This is a genomic window from Streptomyces sp. NPDC045967, from assembly GCF_056430495.1.
The window spans coordinates 649,661-666,278 of record NZ_JBWKLE010000003.1 but is presented as its reverse complement, the minus strand read 5'-3'; the positions used below and the strand labels follow the sequence as shown (position 1 = coordinate 666,278).

Annotated in this window: 12 protein-coding genes; 3 read left to right on the top strand and 9 right to left on the bottom strand. The window is 70.9% G+C overall.

Annotated elements, in window-relative coordinates:
• Positions 1–495: 495 nt before the first annotated feature.
• From AC07FY_RS09965 to thyX, 3 genes are all read right to left on the bottom strand, one after another.
• Positions 496–2,181, bottom strand: a complete 1,686-nt coding sequence (locus AC07FY_RS09965; protein WP_479003123.1) for a ribonuclease J — start codon at positions 2,179–2,181, stop codon at positions 496–498.
• A gap of 115 nt (positions 2,182–2,296) precedes the next feature.
• The gene (gene dapA / locus AC07FY_RS09960; RefSeq protein WP_479003121.1) at positions 2,297–3,196 is read right to left on the bottom strand and encodes a 4-hydroxy-tetrahydrodipicolinate synthase; all 900 of its coding nucleotides are present in this window, start codon (positions 3,194–3,196) and stop codon (positions 2,297–2,299) included.
• 203 nt (positions 3,197–3,399) lie between these two features.
• Positions 3,400–4,140, bottom strand: a complete 741-nt coding sequence (gene thyX, locus AC07FY_RS09955; protein WP_479003118.1) for an FAD-dependent thymidylate synthase — start codon at positions 4,138–4,140, stop codon at positions 3,400–3,402.
• Positions 4,141–4,383: 243 nt separating this feature from the next.
• On the opposite strand from thyX, the gene AC07FY_RS09950 reads away from it, so the two are divergent.
• Both AC07FY_RS09950 and AC07FY_RS09945 read left to right on the top strand, forming a co-directional pair.
• A complete protein-coding gene (locus tag AC07FY_RS09950) occupies positions 4,384–4,623 on the top strand; it encodes a hypothetical protein (protein ID WP_479003115.1) in 240 nt (79 codons plus the stop codon).
• Positions 4,624–4,671: 48 nt separating this feature from the next.
• Positions 4,672–5,232, top strand: a complete 561-nt coding sequence (locus AC07FY_RS09945; RefSeq protein ID WP_479003113.1) for a hypothetical protein — start codon at positions 4,672–4,674, stop codon at positions 5,230–5,232.
• Positions 5,233–5,269: 37 nt separating this feature from the next.
• Here the strand turns inward: AC07FY_RS09945 and AC07FY_RS09940 are convergent, their stop codons facing one another.
• The 6 genes from AC07FY_RS09940 to eccD all read right to left on the bottom strand — a co-directional run bounded on the left by AC07FY_RS09940 (position 5,270) and on the right by eccD (position 12,409).
• Positions 5,270–5,722, bottom strand: coding sequence for a hypothetical protein (locus tag AC07FY_RS09940; protein ID WP_479003110.1), 453 nt, complete (start codon positions 5,720–5,722; stop codon positions 5,270–5,272).
• Between the two features lie 15 nt (positions 5,723–5,737).
• Entirely contained in the window at positions 5,738–6,490 is a 753-nt protein-coding gene (gene dapB, locus AC07FY_RS09935; protein ID WP_479003107.1) for a 4-hydroxy-tetrahydrodipicolinate reductase, read from the bottom strand.
• A gap of 41 nt (positions 6,491–6,531) precedes the next feature.
• Entirely contained in the window at positions 6,532–7,911 is a 1,380-nt protein-coding gene (locus AC07FY_RS09930) for a M16 family metallopeptidase (RefSeq protein WP_479003104.1), read from the bottom strand.
• Complete coding sequence (locus AC07FY_RS09925; protein WP_479003217.1) at positions 7,908–10,130, bottom strand: polyribonucleotide nucleotidyltransferase; 2,223 nt, start codon at positions 10,128–10,130, stop codon at positions 7,908–7,910. The genes AC07FY_RS09930 and AC07FY_RS09925 overlap by 4 nt, the downstream gene beginning before the upstream one ends.
• A gap of 304 nt (positions 10,131–10,434) precedes the next feature.
• Entirely contained in the window at positions 10,435–10,722 is a 288-nt protein-coding gene (gene rpsO, locus AC07FY_RS09920) for a 30S ribosomal protein S15 (RefSeq protein WP_007266917.1), read from the bottom strand.
• Positions 10,723–10,903: 181 nt separating this feature from the next.
• Complete coding sequence (eccD, locus tag AC07FY_RS09915; RefSeq protein WP_479003101.1) at positions 10,904–12,409, bottom strand: type VII secretion integral membrane protein EccD; 1,506 nt, start codon at positions 12,407–12,409, stop codon at positions 10,904–10,906.
• A 197-nt stretch (positions 12,410–12,606) separates the two neighbouring features.
• Between eccD and eccCa the strand changes: the two genes are divergently transcribed.
• Complete coding sequence (gene eccCa / locus AC07FY_RS09910) at positions 12,607–16,560, top strand: type VII secretion protein EccCa (protein WP_479003099.1); 3,954 nt, start codon at positions 12,607–12,609, stop codon at positions 16,558–16,560.
• The last annotated feature ends 58 nt before the right edge of the window (positions 16,561–16,618 follow it).

The following is a 16,618-nucleotide window of genomic DNA, read 5'->3' as shown; positions in this document are numbered from 1 at the left end:
ATCCACCGAAATGGACGGGGTATCAACTTTTGGCGTTGATTTTTGGCACGCTGTTGAGTTCTCAAGGAACGGACGCTTCCTTCGTACTCACCCTCAGCGACATCCGCTGGGGCTTTCCTCCGGGCTTCGTTCTGCTTTCCTGCTGTTCTTGCGTTTCCGACTCTATCAGACTCTCTCGGGCCCGATTTCCCCGGTGCTTTCCAGTTCCCGCGCTTTCACGCTTTCCCTTTCCGGCGATTCCGACTCTATCAGATCCTTTCCGTACCGTTTCCGGCTCGGATTGGAATTCCGACGGCCTGCGGAGGGCCTTTCCCTTTCGGGCGGAGCAGACTTTATCAGGTTTCCCCGGTCTGGATTCCCACCCGCCCGCGGAGGACGGCCGGGACACACGTGTGTGCCTGGCTGTCGTGCGGGGTGGAGAGGTAAACGTACTGGAGCGGGGCCCCCGGACGCAAATCCGGTTGCCCCGCTCCTGTGCTGCCGCTACGGCGGGGGTCAGACCTCGACGACGACGGGGAGGATCATCGGGCGGCGGCGGTAGCTGTCCGACACCCACTTGCCCATCGTGCGGCGGATGAGCTGCTGGATCTGGTGCGGCTCGGCCACGCCGTCGGAGGCTGCCCTGCCGATGGCCTCCTCGATCTTGGCGATCACCGGGCCGAAGGCGGAGTCCTCGATGCCGGAGCCGCGGGCCTGGATGTTCGGGCCGCTGACGACCTTGCCCGTGGTGCTGTCGACCACCACGTACACCGAGACGATGCCCTCGTCGCCGAGGATCCGGCGGTCCTTCAGCGAGGCCTCGGTGACGTCGCCGACCGACAGGCCGTCCACGTACACGTAGCCCGCCTGGACCTTGCCGGAGATCCGGGCCTTGCCGTCGATCAGGTCGACGACCACGCCGTCCTCGGCGATGACGATGCGGTCCTTCGGCACGCCCGTCAGGGCGCCGAGTTCGGCGTTGGCGCGCAGGTGGCGCCATTCGCCGTGGACCGGCATCAGGTTCCGCGGCTTGCAGATGTTGTAGAAGTACAGCAGCTCGCCGGCGGAGGCGTGCCCGGAGACGTGCACCTTGGCGTTGCCCTTGTGCACGACGTTGGCGCCCCAGCGGGTCAGACCGTTGATCACGCGGTAGACCGCGTTCTCGTTGCCCGGGATCAGGGAGGACGCCAGGATCACCGTGTCGCCGGGGACGATCCGGATCTGGTGGTCGCGGTTGGCCATGCGGGACAGCGCCGCCATCGGCTCGCCCTGCGAACCCGTGCAGACCAGGACGACCTCGTGGGCCGGCAGGTCGTCGAGGGTCTTGACGTCCACCACGAGGCCCGCGGGCACGCGGAGGTAGCCCAGGTCGCGGGCGATGCCCATGTTGCGGACCATCGAGCGGCCGACGAAGGCGACCCGGCGGCCGTACTCGTGGGCGGCGTCGAGGATCTGCTGAATGCGGTGCACGTGGCTGGCGAAGCTGGCCACGATGATCCGGTTGTGGGCGTTCGCGAAGACCGTGCGCAGCACGTTGGAGATCTCGCGCTCCGGCGGGACGAAGCCCGGGACCTCGGCGTTCGTCGAGTCGGAGAGGAGGAGGTCGATGCCCTCCTCGCTCAGACGCGCGAAGGCGTGCAGGTCCGTGAGGCGGCTGTCCAGCGGGAGCTGGTCCATCTTGAAGTCGCCGGTGGCCACGACCAGGCCCGCGGGGGTCCGGATCGCGACGGCCAGGGCGTCGGGGATGGAGTGGTTGACGGCGATAAACTCGCAGTCGAACGGGCCGAGGCTCTCGCGCTCGCCCTCCTTCACCTCGAGGGTGTAGGGGCGGATGCGGTGCTCCTGGAGCTTCGCCTCGATGAGGGCCAGCGTCAGCTTGGAGCCGATCAGCGGGATGTCGGGCTTCTCCCGCAGGAGGTAGGGGACGGCGCCGATGTGGTCCTCGTGGCCGTGCGTGAGCACGATGCCGTCGATGTCGTCCAGGCGGTCCCGGATGGACGAGAAGTCCGGCAGGATCAGGTCGATGCCGGGCTGCTCCTCCTCGGGGAAGAGGACGCCGCAGTCGACGATCAGCAGGCGGCCGTCGAACTCGAAGACGGTCATGTTGCGGCCGATCTCGCCGAGACCACCCAGAGGGGTGACTCGAAGGCCGCCCTTGGGCAGCTTCGGCGGCGGACCGAGTTCCGGATGCGGATGGCTCAAAAGTCTCTCCTCACCACGCACGCCACGTACCCCGGAAGGCACGCGGCGCGCATGACATTCGTGCACTTGCTGTTGTCTGTTTTCGGTCGTACTTGTTCAGTTGTGAAGTCTGTTGTCAGAGCTGTACCCCGCCGGCGGCGAGATCGCGCTTGAGCTGGGCGGTCTCTTCGTCGCTCAGCTCGACCAGCGGGAGCCGCAGCGGGCCCGCGGGCAGCCCCTGCAGGTTCAGCGCGCCCTTGGTGGTCATCACGCCCTGGGTGCGGAACATACCGGTGAAGACGGGGAGCAGCTTCTGGTGGATCTCGGTCGCCTTGTGGACGTCTCCGCCCAGGTGCGCCTCCAGCATGGCGCGCAGGTCGGGGGTGACCACGTGGCCGACCACGGACACGAAGCCGACGGCGCCGACCGACAGGAGCGGCAGGTTCAGCATGTCGTCACCGGAGTACCAGGCCAGACCGCTCTGCGCGATGGCCCAGCTGGCACGGCCGAGGTCGCCCTTGGCGTCCTTGTTGGCCACGATACGGGGGTGCTCGGCCAGCCGGACGAGGGTTTCCGTCTCGATCGGGACACCGCTGCGGCCGGGGATGTCGTAGAGCATCACCGGCAGGCCGGTGGCGTCGGCGATCGCCGTGAAGTGCCGGTAGAGGCCCTCCTGCGACGGCTTGCTGTAGTACGGGGTCACGGCGAGCAGGCCGTGGGCGCCGGTGCGCTCGGCCTCGCGGGCGAGTTCGAGGGTGTGCCGGGTGTCGTTCGTACCGATGCCGGCGACCACGTGGGCGCGGTCTCCGACGGCTTCGAGGACGGCTCGTACGAGGTCGTTTTTCTCCGCGTCGGAGGTGGTCGGCGACTCACCGGTGGTGCCGTTGACGATCAGGCCGTCGTTGCCTGCGTCCACCAAGTGGACGGCGAGCCGCTGCGCGCCGTCGAGGTCGAGTGCGCCATCCGCCGCGAACGGCGTGATCATGGCGGTGAGGACCCGCCCGAAGGGGGTCTGCGGAGTCGAGATCGGAGCCATGGGTAACACGCTACTCGCTGCCATGCCCGGGGTGTCCCCTCGGGGGACGTGGGTCCGAGTGTTGGACACCGGCACTGCCTGCTCGGGGGTTCAAGCAGTGCCGGGTCCGTTTGATCAGCCTAGATGAACTTTCCGAAACGCCGCAATACGGACACTTGGGACTTCACCTAGGACATCTGTCCGTCACGGGACGAACCACAGCCTTACGGGGCAACGCGGCCGTTGCCGTTGAAGGCCGCGTAGGTGAGCGGCATGAGCTGCGCCCAGTGCCGCTCCATCTTCTCGCCCACCATCTCGATCTCCCGCTGCGGGAAGGACGGGACCTTCGCCAGCTCGTGCTGCGTCCGCAGGCCCAGGAAGTGCATGAGCGAGCGGGCGTTGCACGTGGCGTACATCGAGGAGAAGAGTCCGACCGGCAGGACCGAACGGGCCACCTCGCGGGCCACGCCCGCGGCGAGCATCTCCTGGTACGCCTCGTACGCCTGCCGGTAGGAGTCCTCCATGACGCGGCCGGTCAGTTCCTGCTGCGCCTCGGTGCCCTCGACGAAGACGTACTTGCCCGGGCGGCCCTCCTGGACGAGCTTGCGCTCGGCGTCGGGGACGTAGAAGACCGGCTCCAGCTCCCTGTAGCGGCCGGATTCCTCGTTGTAGGACCAGCCGACGCGGTGCCGCATGAACTCCCGGAACACGAAGATCGGGGCGCTGATGAAGAAGGTCATCGAGTTGTGCTCGAAGGGGCTGCCGTGGCGGTCGCGCATCAGGTAGTTGATCAGACCCTTGGAGCGCTCCGGATCCTTCTGCAGCTCCTCGAGGGACTGCTCGCCCGCGGTGGACACCCGGGCGGCCCACAGCACGTCGGAGTCGGCGGCGGAGTGCTTCACCAGCTCCACCGTCACGTCACTGCGGAAGCTGGGTTTCAGATCTGAAGCGGCGGTCTCGCTCACCGGGGTCCTTCCAAACGTGCGTCCTGGGGCGCGCCCACTCTACGTCGCCGGCCGCGGCCCTCCGCGCACGGCAGTCGGGAGCGGGCCGCGGGACGCCGGGTCGGCGCGGCGGCGAGAAACTTGATCAATATGACGAAATCGGGCACCTGCGGGGCCCGTCGTACGTCTTACGGGGAGGACCCAGGTCCACCTGCCGTCACCGCCCCAGGCCCCAGGGCCCCGACCGTGAGGAGAGCCGCCCCCATGTCCAGCCGGCGCGAACCCGTCCCGTTCGCCTTCGTCGCCGAGGCCGACCGATTCCGCAGCAACGTCACTCCGCCGCCGCGCGAGCGCCTCGGCAGGACCCAGCTCGCCGCCCGTAGTCTGGTCGGACTGGCCGTGGTCGCCGGGCTGGCCGGTTCACTGGTCTTCGGCATGCCGGCGCTGCAGCCGAGCGGGGCGCCGCAGAAGTCGCAGCAGTCGGAGGCCTCCCGGGGACGGTAGCCTCACGGTCACTGCCCAACCGAACGTGCATGTGAGTGAGGTCCAGCCGTGCCCCTGCCCTTCCTGACGGCCGACGGTGTGTCCGACGTGGACGACGACGGCGACGAGGTGCCGGCCCTTGCCGACCACGACCGCTGGCGGCGTCCCTACCGGCCGGGCCCATGGCGGGTGGCCATCGCCGCGCTGCTGCTCCTGCTGTCGGCGTTCATGCTGCTGTCGACGATGATCGTCGCCTTCGCCGGCGCCTGGGGTGGCACCTCCGTCTGCCTCGCCGCCGCCCTCCTCGTCATCGGCTCGGCGCTGCGGCTGCTGCGCGCGGGCGTCTGGGTGAGCCGTACGGGGCTGCGCCGGGTGGGCTTCTTCGGGACCCGCTCGATCGCCTGGGGCGAGGTCCTCGAGCTGCGCACGGTGCAGCAGCCGGTGCGCTGGCTGGGCCTGCCGCGGACCGTCCAGGGGCAGGCGCTGACCGTGGCCACGCGCGCCGGCGCGGAGGCGCCGGTGCTGCTGACCGACCACAACGCCGATTTCCTGTCGCGGGGTGAGGCCTTCGACCGGGCCGTCGACGCCGTCACGGCCTGGGCGGACGACTACCGGCCCCCGCCCGCCTGATCGGGCGGCACGCGCCGACGGGAAGCCCGTCCCGGCATCAGGCCCGGACGGGCTTCCCGTCGTGCAGGGCGATGGCCCGCTGCATGGCCTTGCGCGCCCGCGGGGTGTCGCGGGCGTCGTGGTAGGCCACGGCGAGCCGGAACCAGCTGCGCCAGTCCCCCGGCGCGTCCTCGGTCTCGGCCTTGCGGCGGGCGAAGACCTCGTCGGCGGAATCGCGCAGGATCCGGCCGTAGGCGTCGCGCTCCAGCTCGTCCACGGGCAGTCCGCCCTCTGCCTCCAGCTCGGTGGCGAGCTGGTTGGCCCTGGTGACGAACTGCGTGTTCTTCCACAGGAACCACACGCCGATGACCGGCAGGACCAGCACGGCCGCCCCGAAGGCGACGGTGAGCCAGGTGCCCTGCCGGAGCAGCATCAGGCCCCGGCTGCCGACCAGGACGAAGTAGACGACCAGGACGGCGGCCGTGATGAAGTACGTGATCTTCGCGCGCATGGGAGGACTACCGGATCAGCCGAGGTCGAGGAAGTGTTCCAGGCCGAAGGTGAGGCCCGGGGTCTGCGTCACGCGGCGGGCGCCGAGCAGGATGCCCGGCATGAAGCTGCTGTGGTGCAGGGAGTCGTGGCGGATGGTCAGGGTCTCGCCCTCGCCGCCGAGCAGGACCTCCTGGTGGGCCAGCAGGCCCCGCAGGCGGACGGCGTGCACCGGAACGCCGGAGACGTCCGCGCCGCGGGCGCCGTCGAGGGCGGTGGAGGTGGCGTCGGGCTGGGCGCCGAGGCCGGCCTCGGCGCGGGCGGCCGCGATGAGCTGCGCGGTGCGGGCCGCGGTGCCCGAGGGCGCGTCGACCTTGTTCGGGTGGTGCAGCTCGATGACCTCGACGGACTCGAAGTAGCGCGCGGCCTGGGCGGCGAACTTCATGGTGAGGACGGCGCCGATGGAGAAGTTCGGGGCGATGAGCACGCCGGTCCGCGGGGAGTCCGCGAGCCAGGCGTCCAGCTGGGCGAGGCGGTCCTCGGTCCATCCGGTGGTGCCGACCACCGCGTGGATGCCGTGGCGGATCAGGAAGTCCAGGTTCTCCATCACCGAGGACGGGGTGGTCAGCTCGACGGCGACCTGGGCGCCGGAGTCGGCCAGCGTCTCCAGCTTGTCGCCGCGGCCGAGCGCGGCGACCAGTTCCATGTCCTCCGCGGCCTCGACGGCCTTGACCGCCTCGGAGCCGATGCGGCCCTGGGCCCCGAGGACCGCCACGCGCAGCTTGCTCATATTCCGTCCTTAAATCAACACAGACTTGCTTGCCGTGAGAACTAGGCGACCGCTTCGTCGAGACGGGCGGCCTGCTTCTCCTTCAGCGGGCCGATCGCCGCGAGCGAGGGCCGCTGGGCCAGTACATCCTGTGCGACCGAGCGGACGTCGTCCGGGGTCACGGAGGCGATCTTGGCCAGCATCTCGTCGACCGACATCTGGTCGCCCCAGCACAGCTCGCTCTTGCCGATGCGGTTCATGATCGCGCCGGTGTCCTCCAGGCCGAGGACCGTCGATCCGGAGAGCTGGCCGATGGCGCGCCTGATCTCCTCGTCGGCGAGGCCGTCGGCCGCCACCTTGTCCAGCTCGTCGCGGCAGATCCGCAGCACGTCGTGGACCTGGTTGGGGCGGCAGCCCGCGTAGACGCCGAAGAGGCCGGTGTCGGCGAAGCCGGAGGTGTACGAATACACGCTGTAGGCCAGGCCGCGCTTTTCGCGGACCTCCTGGAACAGGCGGGAGGACATGCCTCCGCCGAGAGCGGTGTTCAGCACGCCCAGCGCCCAGCGGCGCTCGTCGGTGCGGGCGAGGCCGGGCATGCCGAGGACGACGTGGGCCTGCTCGGTCTTGCGGTTCACCAGCTCCACGCGGCCGGAGGTGCGCAGGCGCCTGGTGCCGGTGCGCGGGCCGATCGGCTCGACGTCGGTGCGGGTCAGCGCACCGGCCTTCTCGAAGGCGGCGCGGACCTGGCGGACGACCTTGGTGTGGTCGACGTTGCCGGCGGCGGCCACCACGAGGTGGGTCGGGTCGTAGTGCTTCTTGTAGAAGCGGCGGATCCGGTCGGCGCCCAGGGCGTTGATCGTGTCGACGGTGCCGAGGACGGGGCGGCCGAGGGGGGTGTCCCCGTACATGGTCTGGGCGAACAGGTCGTGGACCATGTCGCCCGGGTCGTCCTCGGTCATCGCGATCTCTTCGAGGATGACCCCGCGCTCGGCGTCGACGTCCTCCTCGCGGATCAGCGAGCCGGTGAGCATGTCGCAGACCACGTCGATGGCCAGCGGCAGGTCGGTGTCGAGCACCCGGGCGTAGTAGCAGGTGTACTCCTTCGCCGTGAAGGCGTTCATCTCGCCGCCGACCGCATCGATCGCGGAGGAGATGTCGAGGGCGCTGCGCTGGGCGGTGCCCTTGAAGAGGAGGTGCTCGAGGTAGTGCGTGGCGCCGTTCAGGGCGGGCGTCTCGTCACGGGAGCCGACGTGCGCCCAGATGCCGAAGGTGGCGGAGCGGACGGAGGGCAGCGTCTCGGTGACGATGCGCAGTCCGCCGGGCAGCACGGTGCGCCGCACGGTGCCGATGCCGTTGCTGCCCTGGAGAAGGGTTTGGGTACGGGCGACGGCCCGCCCCTCCGAAGAGGGGCGGGCCGTCACACGGGAACTACGCGACATCACTTGTCGGAGTCGTCCTTGTCAGCGTCGTCGCCGGCGGCCTCGCCGTCGATCACGGGGACCAGGGAGAGCTTGCCGCGCTGGTCGATCTCGGCGATCTCCACCTGGACCTTGGTGCCGACCGCGAGCACGTCCTCGACGTTCTCCACGCGCTTGCCACCGGCGAGCTTGCGGATCTGCGAGATGTGCAGCAGGCCGTCCTTGCCGGGCATGAGGGAGACGAAGGCACCGAAGGTGGTGGTCTTGACGACCGTACCCAGGTAGCGCTCGCCGACCTCCGGCATGGTCGGGTTGGCGATCGCGTTGATCGTGGCGCGGGCGGCCTCGGCGGCCGGGCCGTCGGAGGCACCGATGTAGATGGTGCCGTCGTCCTCGATCGTGATCTCGGCGCCGGTGTCCTCCTGGATCTGGTTGATCATCTTGCCCTTGGGGCCGATGACCTCACCGATCTTGTCCACCGGGATCTTGACGGTGATGATCCGCGGGGCGAAGGGGGACATCGCGTCCGGCGTGTCGATCGCTTCCATCATCACGTCGAGGATGTGGAGGCGGGCGTCGCGGGCCTGCTTGAGGGCCGCGGCCAGGACGGAGGCCGGGATGCCGTCCAGCTTGGTGTCCAGCTGGAGGGCGGTGACGAACTCCTTGGTGCCGGCGACCTTGAAGTCCATGTCGCCGAAGGCGTCCTCCGCACCGAGGATGTCGGTGAGGGCGACGTAGTGGGTCTTGCCGTCGATCTCCTGGGAGATCAGGCCCATGGCGATGCCGGCGACGGGGGCCTTGAGGGGCACACCGGCGTTCAGCAGCGACATGGTGGAGGCGCAGACCGAGCCCATGGACGTCGAACCGTTGGAGCCGAGGGCCTCGGACACCTGGCGGATCGCGTAGGGGAACTCCTCGCGGGTCGGCAGGACCGGCACGATCGCGCGCTCGGCGAGCGCGCCGTGGCCGATCTCGCGGCGCTTGGGGGAGCCGACGCGGCCGGTCTCGCCGACGGAGTACGGCGGGAAGTTGTAGTTGTGCATGTAGCGCTTGCGGGTCACCGGGGAGAGGGTGTCCAGCTGCTGCTCCATGCGGAGCATGTTGAGGGTGGTGACGCCCAGGATCTGGGTCTCGCCACGCTCGAACAGCGCCGAGCCGTGCACGCGCGGGATGGCCTCGACCTCGGCGGCGAGGGTACGGATGTCCGTGATCCCGCGGCCGTCGATGCGGACCTTGTCCTTGATGACGCGCTCGCGCACCAGGGCCTTGGTCAGGCTGCGGTAGGCGGCGGAGATCTCCTTCTCGCGGCCCTCGAAGGCCGGGAGGAGCTTCTCGGCGGCGATCTCCTTGACGCGGTCCAGCTCGGCCTCGCGGTCCTGCTTGCCCGCGATGGTCAGCGCCTGGGTGAGGTCGCCCTTGACGGCGGCCGCGAGGGCCTCGTACACGTCGTCCTGGTAGTCCAGGAAGACCGGGAACTCGCCCTCGGGCTTGGCGGCCTTGGCGGCCAGGTCGGCCTGGGCCTTGCACAGGACCTTGATGAACGGCTTCGCGGCGTCGAGGCCCGCGGCCACGACCTCCTCGGTCGGCGCCTCGGCGCCGCCCTTGACGAGGGCGATGGTCTTCTCGGTGGCCTCGGCCTCGACCATCATGATCGCGACGTCGCCGTCGTCGAGGGTGCGGCCCGCGACGACCATGTCGAAGACGGCGTCCTCGAGCTCGGTGTGCGTCGGGAAGGCCACCCACTGGCCGCGGATCAGCGCGACGCGGACGCCGCCGATCGGGCCGGAGAAGGGCAGGCCGGCCAGCTGGGTCGACGCGGACGCGGCGTTGATCGCGATGACGTCGTACAGGTGGTCCGGGTTGAGCGCCATGATCGTGGCGACGACCTGGATCTCGTTGCGCAGGCCCTTCTTGAAGGACGGGCGCAGCGGGCGGTCGATCAGGCGGCAGGTGAGGATCGCGTCCTCGGAGGGCCGGCCCTCGCGACGGAAGAAGGAGCCGGGGATCTTGCCGGCCGCGTACTGCCGCTCCTCGACGTCCACCGTCAGGGGGAAGAAGTCGAGCTGGTCCTTGGGCTTCTTCGACGCGGTGGTGGCGGACAGCACCATCGTGTCGTCGTCCAGGTAGGCAACGGCGGAGCCGGCGGCCTGGCGGGCCAGACGGCCCGTCTCGAAGCGGATGGTGCGGGTGCCGAAGGAACCGTTGTCAATGACGGCCTCGGCGTAGTGGGTCTCGTTCTCCACTAGCGTTTTCTCCATTTTCGTCGTCTCCGTCCGCCGCCCGTGTGGCGGTGGACGGTGCGGAGAAGCGCGCCTTGGGTGCGGGCCGGTCTTCGATCGAAGCACCCGGTTCTGTGCCCGCTGGGGCATTCCGGGTGCCACTACCGAGGACCGGCGGCGTAGGGAGGGCGCTCCTCCTCTTCAGTTGTGCGCGTCTGCCTCAGACGCGCGCGTGCGTTCCGTCCAGACTACAAAGGGTCCGGTCTCATGCGCACGTACGGCAAAGGGAGCGGCCCCAGGATGTGGGAACCGCTCCCTCCACAGCGCTTTACTTGGCGCCGGCCGCACCGCGGCGGATGCCGAGGCGCTCGACCAGCGTACGGAAGCGCTGGATGTCCTTCTTGGCCAGGTACTGCAGCAGGCGGCGACGCTGGCCGACCAGGATCAGCAGACCACGACGGGAGTGGTGGTCGTGCTTGTGCGTCTTGAGGTGCTCGGTCAGGTCCGAGATGCGGCGGGAGAGCATCGCGACCTGCACCTCGGGAGAGCCGGTGTCGCCCTCCTTGGCACCGAACTCTGCGATGATCTGCTTCTTCGTAGCGGCGTCAAGCGGCACGCTTACTCCTCGTTTGGTCTTCGTTGCCACCGAGTGCCCCAGGTCGAATTCTCTGGGGATCTTCCGTAACTCGGGAGGCGGGGTCCGCTGAGCGCAGTCCACAGACCCTCTGTCGGGGATCCGGGGGACGCGTACACAAACGGCCGTCACACAGCGTACCAGGCTGCCGGGTCACGGCGTCTCAGCTGGTGAGAGCGCGGGCCCGGGAGTAGACGTCCAGCACGGCCAGGGCCAGGGGGACCAGGCTGAGCAGGACCGCCGCCTCGGTGAGGTCGAGCAGCCTTCCCCAGAAGGGTGACAGACCCCGGCGGGGGATGACAAGCGCAATTCCGGTGAGGAGGGCGGCGCCGGCGGCGACGGCGGCGGCCAGCCATATGGTGCGCAGCTCCAGTCCGCTGTGGTCCTGCCGCCGGACCAGGGCGTCGAGCAGGTCGGCCGGCGGGTGCAGGGCCAGGCCGAGGAGCAGCAGGGCGACGGCGAGGAGCCCGGCGGCCAGGGCGCACACCACCTGGGAGGTGTAGCGGAAGAGCCGGGCGCGCAGCAGCATCGCGAGGCCGGTGGCGAGGGCGAGCAGCCGGCCCCAGGTGTTGTCGGAGAAGCCGAGGACCGCGGCGGCGCCGACGACGACGGCGGCGCAGCCGCCGACCAGGCCGAGCAGCATCTCGTGGCCGCGGCGGGCCTGGGCGGCGATCCGCTCGGCGTCGAGGGAGGCGTCCGGGTCGTGGCCGTCGGGGCCGGGCCGGTCGCCGTAGGGCTCGGTCTCGTAGCGGTCCGGGGTCTCGTACATCTCGGTGGCGCTGCGCGGGGCGGCGTAGCCGATGGGCAGGCGGGCGAAGCGGGCGGAGAGGCCGGGGAGGAAGGCGACGAGGCCGATCGCGACGGGTGCGCAGGCGGCGGCGGTGGAGGTGGCGGAGGCGTCGGTGGCGATGGCCGTGAAGGTGGCCAGGGTGCCGGCGGCGGCGACGAAGGTGGCCGCGACGAAGGGGGCGTCACCGCTGGGGGTGAGTGCGACCAGGGCCACGGAGGCGACGAGGACGCAGACGCAGCCCAGCAGGAACTGGAGCCGGCCGGGTCCCTGGCCCGAGGCGGGGGCGACGATCCCGGAGCCGGCGATCAGCAGGTGCGGCAGGGCGCTGAGGCCGAGGGCGACGGCGGAGGCGCGGTCGCGGTAGACGCGGGCGCGGACTCCGGCCACCGCGGTGAGCAGGATTCCGGCGGCGGCCGCGATGATCCCGGGCAGGCCGTGCATGTCGTGGCGCAGGGGGTCGGCGTACCAGAGGACGAAGCCGAGCATCAGCAGGAGCAGTGCGGCGCCGGCCAGGCCCGCGCCGCGCAGCATGTCGTCGCTCCAGAGGCGGCGGTCGCGGACGACGGCCGAGGCGACGGCGTCGGAGACGTCGTCGAAGACGGCGGGCGGCAGGGACTCGGCGAAGGGGCGCAGGCTGAGCACCTCGCCGTCGAGGACCTGCTGGGCGGCGAGGGTGCGGGCGCCGTCGAGGACGGTGCCGGAGCGGCGTACGAGGTGGAAGCCGGTGGGGGCGCCGACGGGCTGGGTCTGGCCGGTGAGGCGCAGCAGCTCGGGGTAGACGTCGGCGACGGCGATGTCCTCGGGGAGGGCGACGTCGATCCGGCTGTCGGGAGCCACCACGGTGACCCTGCAGAAACCCGTCGCCCCGGCCGTACTCACCTGTGTGACCCCCCTGGTCGCCACCCGCGGCGGCGGGCGATTCGCGGATGCGCATAGTGCGCGCGTCACCCTACCGGGCGCTTGACCGGCGGTCGGCCAGTAGGATCGCCGACGCGTGGAGGAGACCTCCCTCCCCGCCCGGGACTTGGCGGCGCCGGATGCGGCGTCCCGTCCGTTTTCAAGGGATTGATGCTCCGGTGAGTCAGATCGTCGTCAAGCGGCCGCCGCGGTCCCTGCCGCCCGAAGTGCCTTCGGACGAACTGCGGCTCGAGGCACCGCCGGAGCTTCCCCGGGGGCAGCAGGAGGGCATGCTGATGCAGCTCCTGCCGATGCTCGGCATGGGCTCCTCCGCGGTGTTCTTCTTCATGCCGGGTGCGGCGCCGTTCATGCGCATCATGGGCGTGCTGATGCTGTCGTCCACGGTGGCCATGGTCGTGGCGCAGCTGGTGCGCCACCGCCGCGGTACGCAGGGGCAAATGGCCGATGTGCGCCGGGACTACCTCAAATACCTTGCGCAGACGCGCCGTCAGGTACGGCGGACGGCGCGGGCGCAGCGCGACGCGCAGTTGTACCTGCACCCGTCCCCGGACCAGTTGTGGTCGGTGGTGGCCGAGGGTTCGCGGTTGTGGGAGCGGCGGGTGGGGGACCCGGACTTCGGCCAGGCCCGGCTCGGGCTGGGCCCGCAGCGCCTGTCGACCCCGCTGGTGGCGCCGGACACGGCGCCGGTGGACGAGCTGGAGCCGCTGACGGCGGGCGCGATGCAGCGCTTCCTGCGGGTGCACTCCTCGCTGGACGGGCTGCCGATGGCGGTGTCGCTCCGCGCCTTCTACCACGTGACCGTGTCAGGTGAGCCGGAGTCGGCGCGCGGTGCGGCGCGGGCGGTGGTGGCGCAACTGGCGACGCTGCACTCCCCCGAGGACCTGGTGGTGGCCGTGGTGGCCGCGCCGGGCGCGGTGCCCGCGTGGGACTGGACGAAGTGGCTGCCGCACACGCAGGTGCCCGGGCAGGTCGACGGGGCCGGTACGAAGCGGCTGTTCGGCGACGACCTGGGGGAGCTGGAGGGGCTGCTGGCGCCCCGGTTGGAGGGGCGGCCGCGGTTCAGCCGCGACGTGTCGCCGGTCCTGGACCAGCCGCACCTGGTGGTGGTGCTGGACGGCGGGTCGGTGCCGCCGGATTCGGTGTTCGCGGCGGCCGAGGGGCTGCAGGGCGTCACGATCGTCGAGGTGGTCGCGGGCGAGCTGGACGAGCCGCGCGGTGGGCTGTCGGTCGTGGTGCGCCCGGGCCGGCTGCGCCTGGAGTCCGGTGCGGGCGTCGCGTACGAGGGCGTGCCGGACACTCTGTCGCTGCCCGCGGCGGAGGCGCTGGCCCGCCAGTTGGCCCCGCTGCGCACCGGCGGCGGGGACGACGACGAGCCGCTGCTGGCCAATCTGGACTTCACGGACCTGCTGAACCTGGGCGACGCGGCCGCGGTCGACGTGGCCCGCACCTGGCGACCGCGGTCGGCCGGTGAGCGGCTGCGCGTGCCGATCGGCGTCGGCGAGGACGGCGCCCCGGTGATGCTGGACCTGAAGGAGGCCGCGCAGGAGGGGATGGGTCCGCACGGGCTGTGCGTGGGCGCGACGGGTTCGGGCAAGTCGGAGCTGCTGCGCACGCTGGTGCTGGGTCTCGCGGTCACGCACACCTCGGAGACGCTGAACTTCGTCCTGGCCGACTTCAAGGGCGGCGCGACCTTCACCGGCATGGGGCAGATGCCGCACGTGGCGGCGGTCATCACCAACCTGGCGGACGACCTGACGCTCGTGGACCGGATGGGCGACTCGATCCGCGGTGAGCTCCAGCGCCGCCAGGAGCTGCTGCGGGCTGCGGGCAACTACGCGAACATCCACGACTACGAGAAGGCGCGCGCTGCGGGCGCCCCGCTGGAGCCGCTGGCCTCGCTGGTGCTGGTGATCGACGAGTTCAGCGAGCTCCTGACGGCGAAGCCCGACTTCATCGACATGTTCATCCAGATCGGCCGGATCGGCCGTTCGCTGGGCGTGCACCTGCTGCTGGCCTCGCAGCGGCTGGAGGAGGGCAAGCTGCGCGGGCTGGACACGTACCTGTCGTACCGGATCGGTCTGCGGACCTTCTCGGCGGCGGAGTCCCGGACGGCGATCGGTGTGCCCGACGCCTACCACCTGCCGTCGGTGCCGGGTTCGGGCTACCTGAAGTTCGGTACGGACGAGATGACCCGCTTCAAGGCGGCGTACGTCTCGGGGACCTACCGCTCGGGCGGGCCGGAGCTGTCGGTGGGCCCGTTCCCGGTGGAGCGGCGGCCCGCGCTGTTCACGGCGGCCCCGGTGCCGGTGGTGTACGCGGCGCCGGACCCGGCCCACCTGGCGGCGCGGTCGCAGCGGGAGGACGACGCGCTCGCCGACACGGTGCTGGACGTGATCGTGGGCCGGCTGGAGGGGCAGGGCGTGCCGGCGCACCAGGTGTGGCTGCCGCCGCTGGACCAGGCTCCGCCGCTGGACCAGTTGCTGCCGGCGCTGGCGCCGAGCGCGGAGCGCGGGCTGCACGCGGACGGGTACACGCGGCCCGGCGGGCTCGTCGTACCGCTCGGCCTCATCGACAAGCCCTTCGAGCAGCGCCGCGAGGTGCTCTACCGGGACTTCTCGGGTGCGGCGGGCCACATGATGGTGGTGGGCGGCCCGCAGTCGGGCAAGTCCACGCTGATGCGGACGCTGGTCTCCTCCTTCGCGCTCACGCACACCCCGCGCGAAGTGCAGTTCTACGGGCTGGACTTCGGCGGCGGCAGCCTGTCGGCGGTGGCGGAGCTGCCGCACGTCGGCGGGATCGCCTCACGGCTGGACCCGGAGCGGGTGCGGCGCACCGTCGCGGAGGTGGCGGGCATCCTGGGCCGCCGCGAGGAGTTCTTCCGCTCGAACGGCATCGACTCGATCGGCACCTACCGGCGCCGGCGGGCGGCGGGCGAGCTGCCCGGTGAGCCGTGGGGCGACGTGTTCCTGCTCGTCGACGGCTGGGGCGGTTTCCGCGGCGAGTACGAGGGCCTGGAGCAGGTGGTCACCGACATCGCGGCCCGCGGCCTCGGCTACGGCATCCACGTGGTGGTCACCGCGGCGCGGTACATGGAGGTGCGCTCGGCGCTGAAGGACCAGATGCTGAGCCGGCTGGAGCTGCGGCTCGGCGACGTCATGGACTCGGAGTTCGACCGGAAGGTCGCGGCGAACGTCCCCGCCGGAATGCCCGGCCGCGGCCAGGTGCCGGAGAAGCTGCACTTCCTGGGCGCGCTGCCGCGGGTCGACGGCTCGCACGAGACGGCGGACCTCTCGGAGGCGACGGCCGCCTTCGTGGCCGAGGTGAAGCGGCACTGGGCGGGGCCCGCGGCCCCGGGGGTGCGTCTGCTGCCCCGGCTGCTGCACGCGGACCAGCTGCCCCGGGGCGGGGAGCACCCGGGCCGCGGGATCGCGATCGGCATCGACGAGACGGACCTGGAGCCGGTCTTCGTCGACTTCGAGTCCGACCCCTTCCTCCTGGTCTTCGGGGAGAGCGAGTCGGGCAAGACGAACCTGCTGCGGCTGATCGCCCGGCAGATCGCGGAGCGCTACACCCCGGAGCAGGCGCGCCTGGTGGTGGGCGACTACCGGCGGGGCCTGCTCGGGGCCCTGCCGGAGGCCCACCTGCTGGAGTACGCGCCGATGGCGAGCTCGCTGCAGATGCACATGGAGGCGCTGGGCGGGGTGTTCTCCCGGCGGCAGCCGCCGACCGACGTCACTCCGCAGCAGTTGCGCGACCGCAGCTGGTGGACGGGGCCGGACGTGTTCATCCTCATCGACGACTTCGACCTGGTGGCCACGAGCCAGGGCAATCCGCTGGCGCCGCTGGTGGAGTTCCTGCCCTTCGCCCGGGACACGGGCGTGCGCTTCGTCATCGCGCGCAGCTCCGCGGGGGCCTCGCGGTCGCTGTACGAGCCGTTCATGCAGCGGATCAAGGAGCTGGGCGCGCAGGGCGTGGTCCTGTCCGGTGACCCGTCCGAGGGCGACCTGATCGGCACGGTGCGGCCGCGTCCGATGCCGCCGGGCCGGGGGTACTTCGTCTCGCGCAGGCGGGGAACCTCGCTGGTCCAGCTCGGGCGGATGCCGGGGATGTGAGCAAACCCGTCCGGCCGGTCGGCGCAGGACCGATAATCGGCGGTGAAGACCGCGCCAC

Coding starts and splice junctions, on each gene's coding strand:
- AC07FY_RS09940 (WP_479003110.1), bottom strand. CDS start 5,722: ATGCGCGCGAAGATCACGTACTTCATCACGGCCGCCGTCCTGGTCGTC.
- AC07FY_RS09950 (WP_479003115.1), top strand. CDS start 4,384: ATGTCCAGCCGGCGCGAACCCGTCCCGTTCGCCTTCGTCGCCGAGGCC.
- dapB (WP_479003107.1), bottom strand. CDS start 6,490: ATGAGCAAGCTGCGCGTGGCGGTCCTCGGGGCCCAGGGCCGCATCGGC.
- dapA (WP_479003121.1), bottom strand. CDS start 3,196: ATGGCTCCGATCTCGACTCCGCAGACCCCCTTCGGGCGGGTCCTCACC.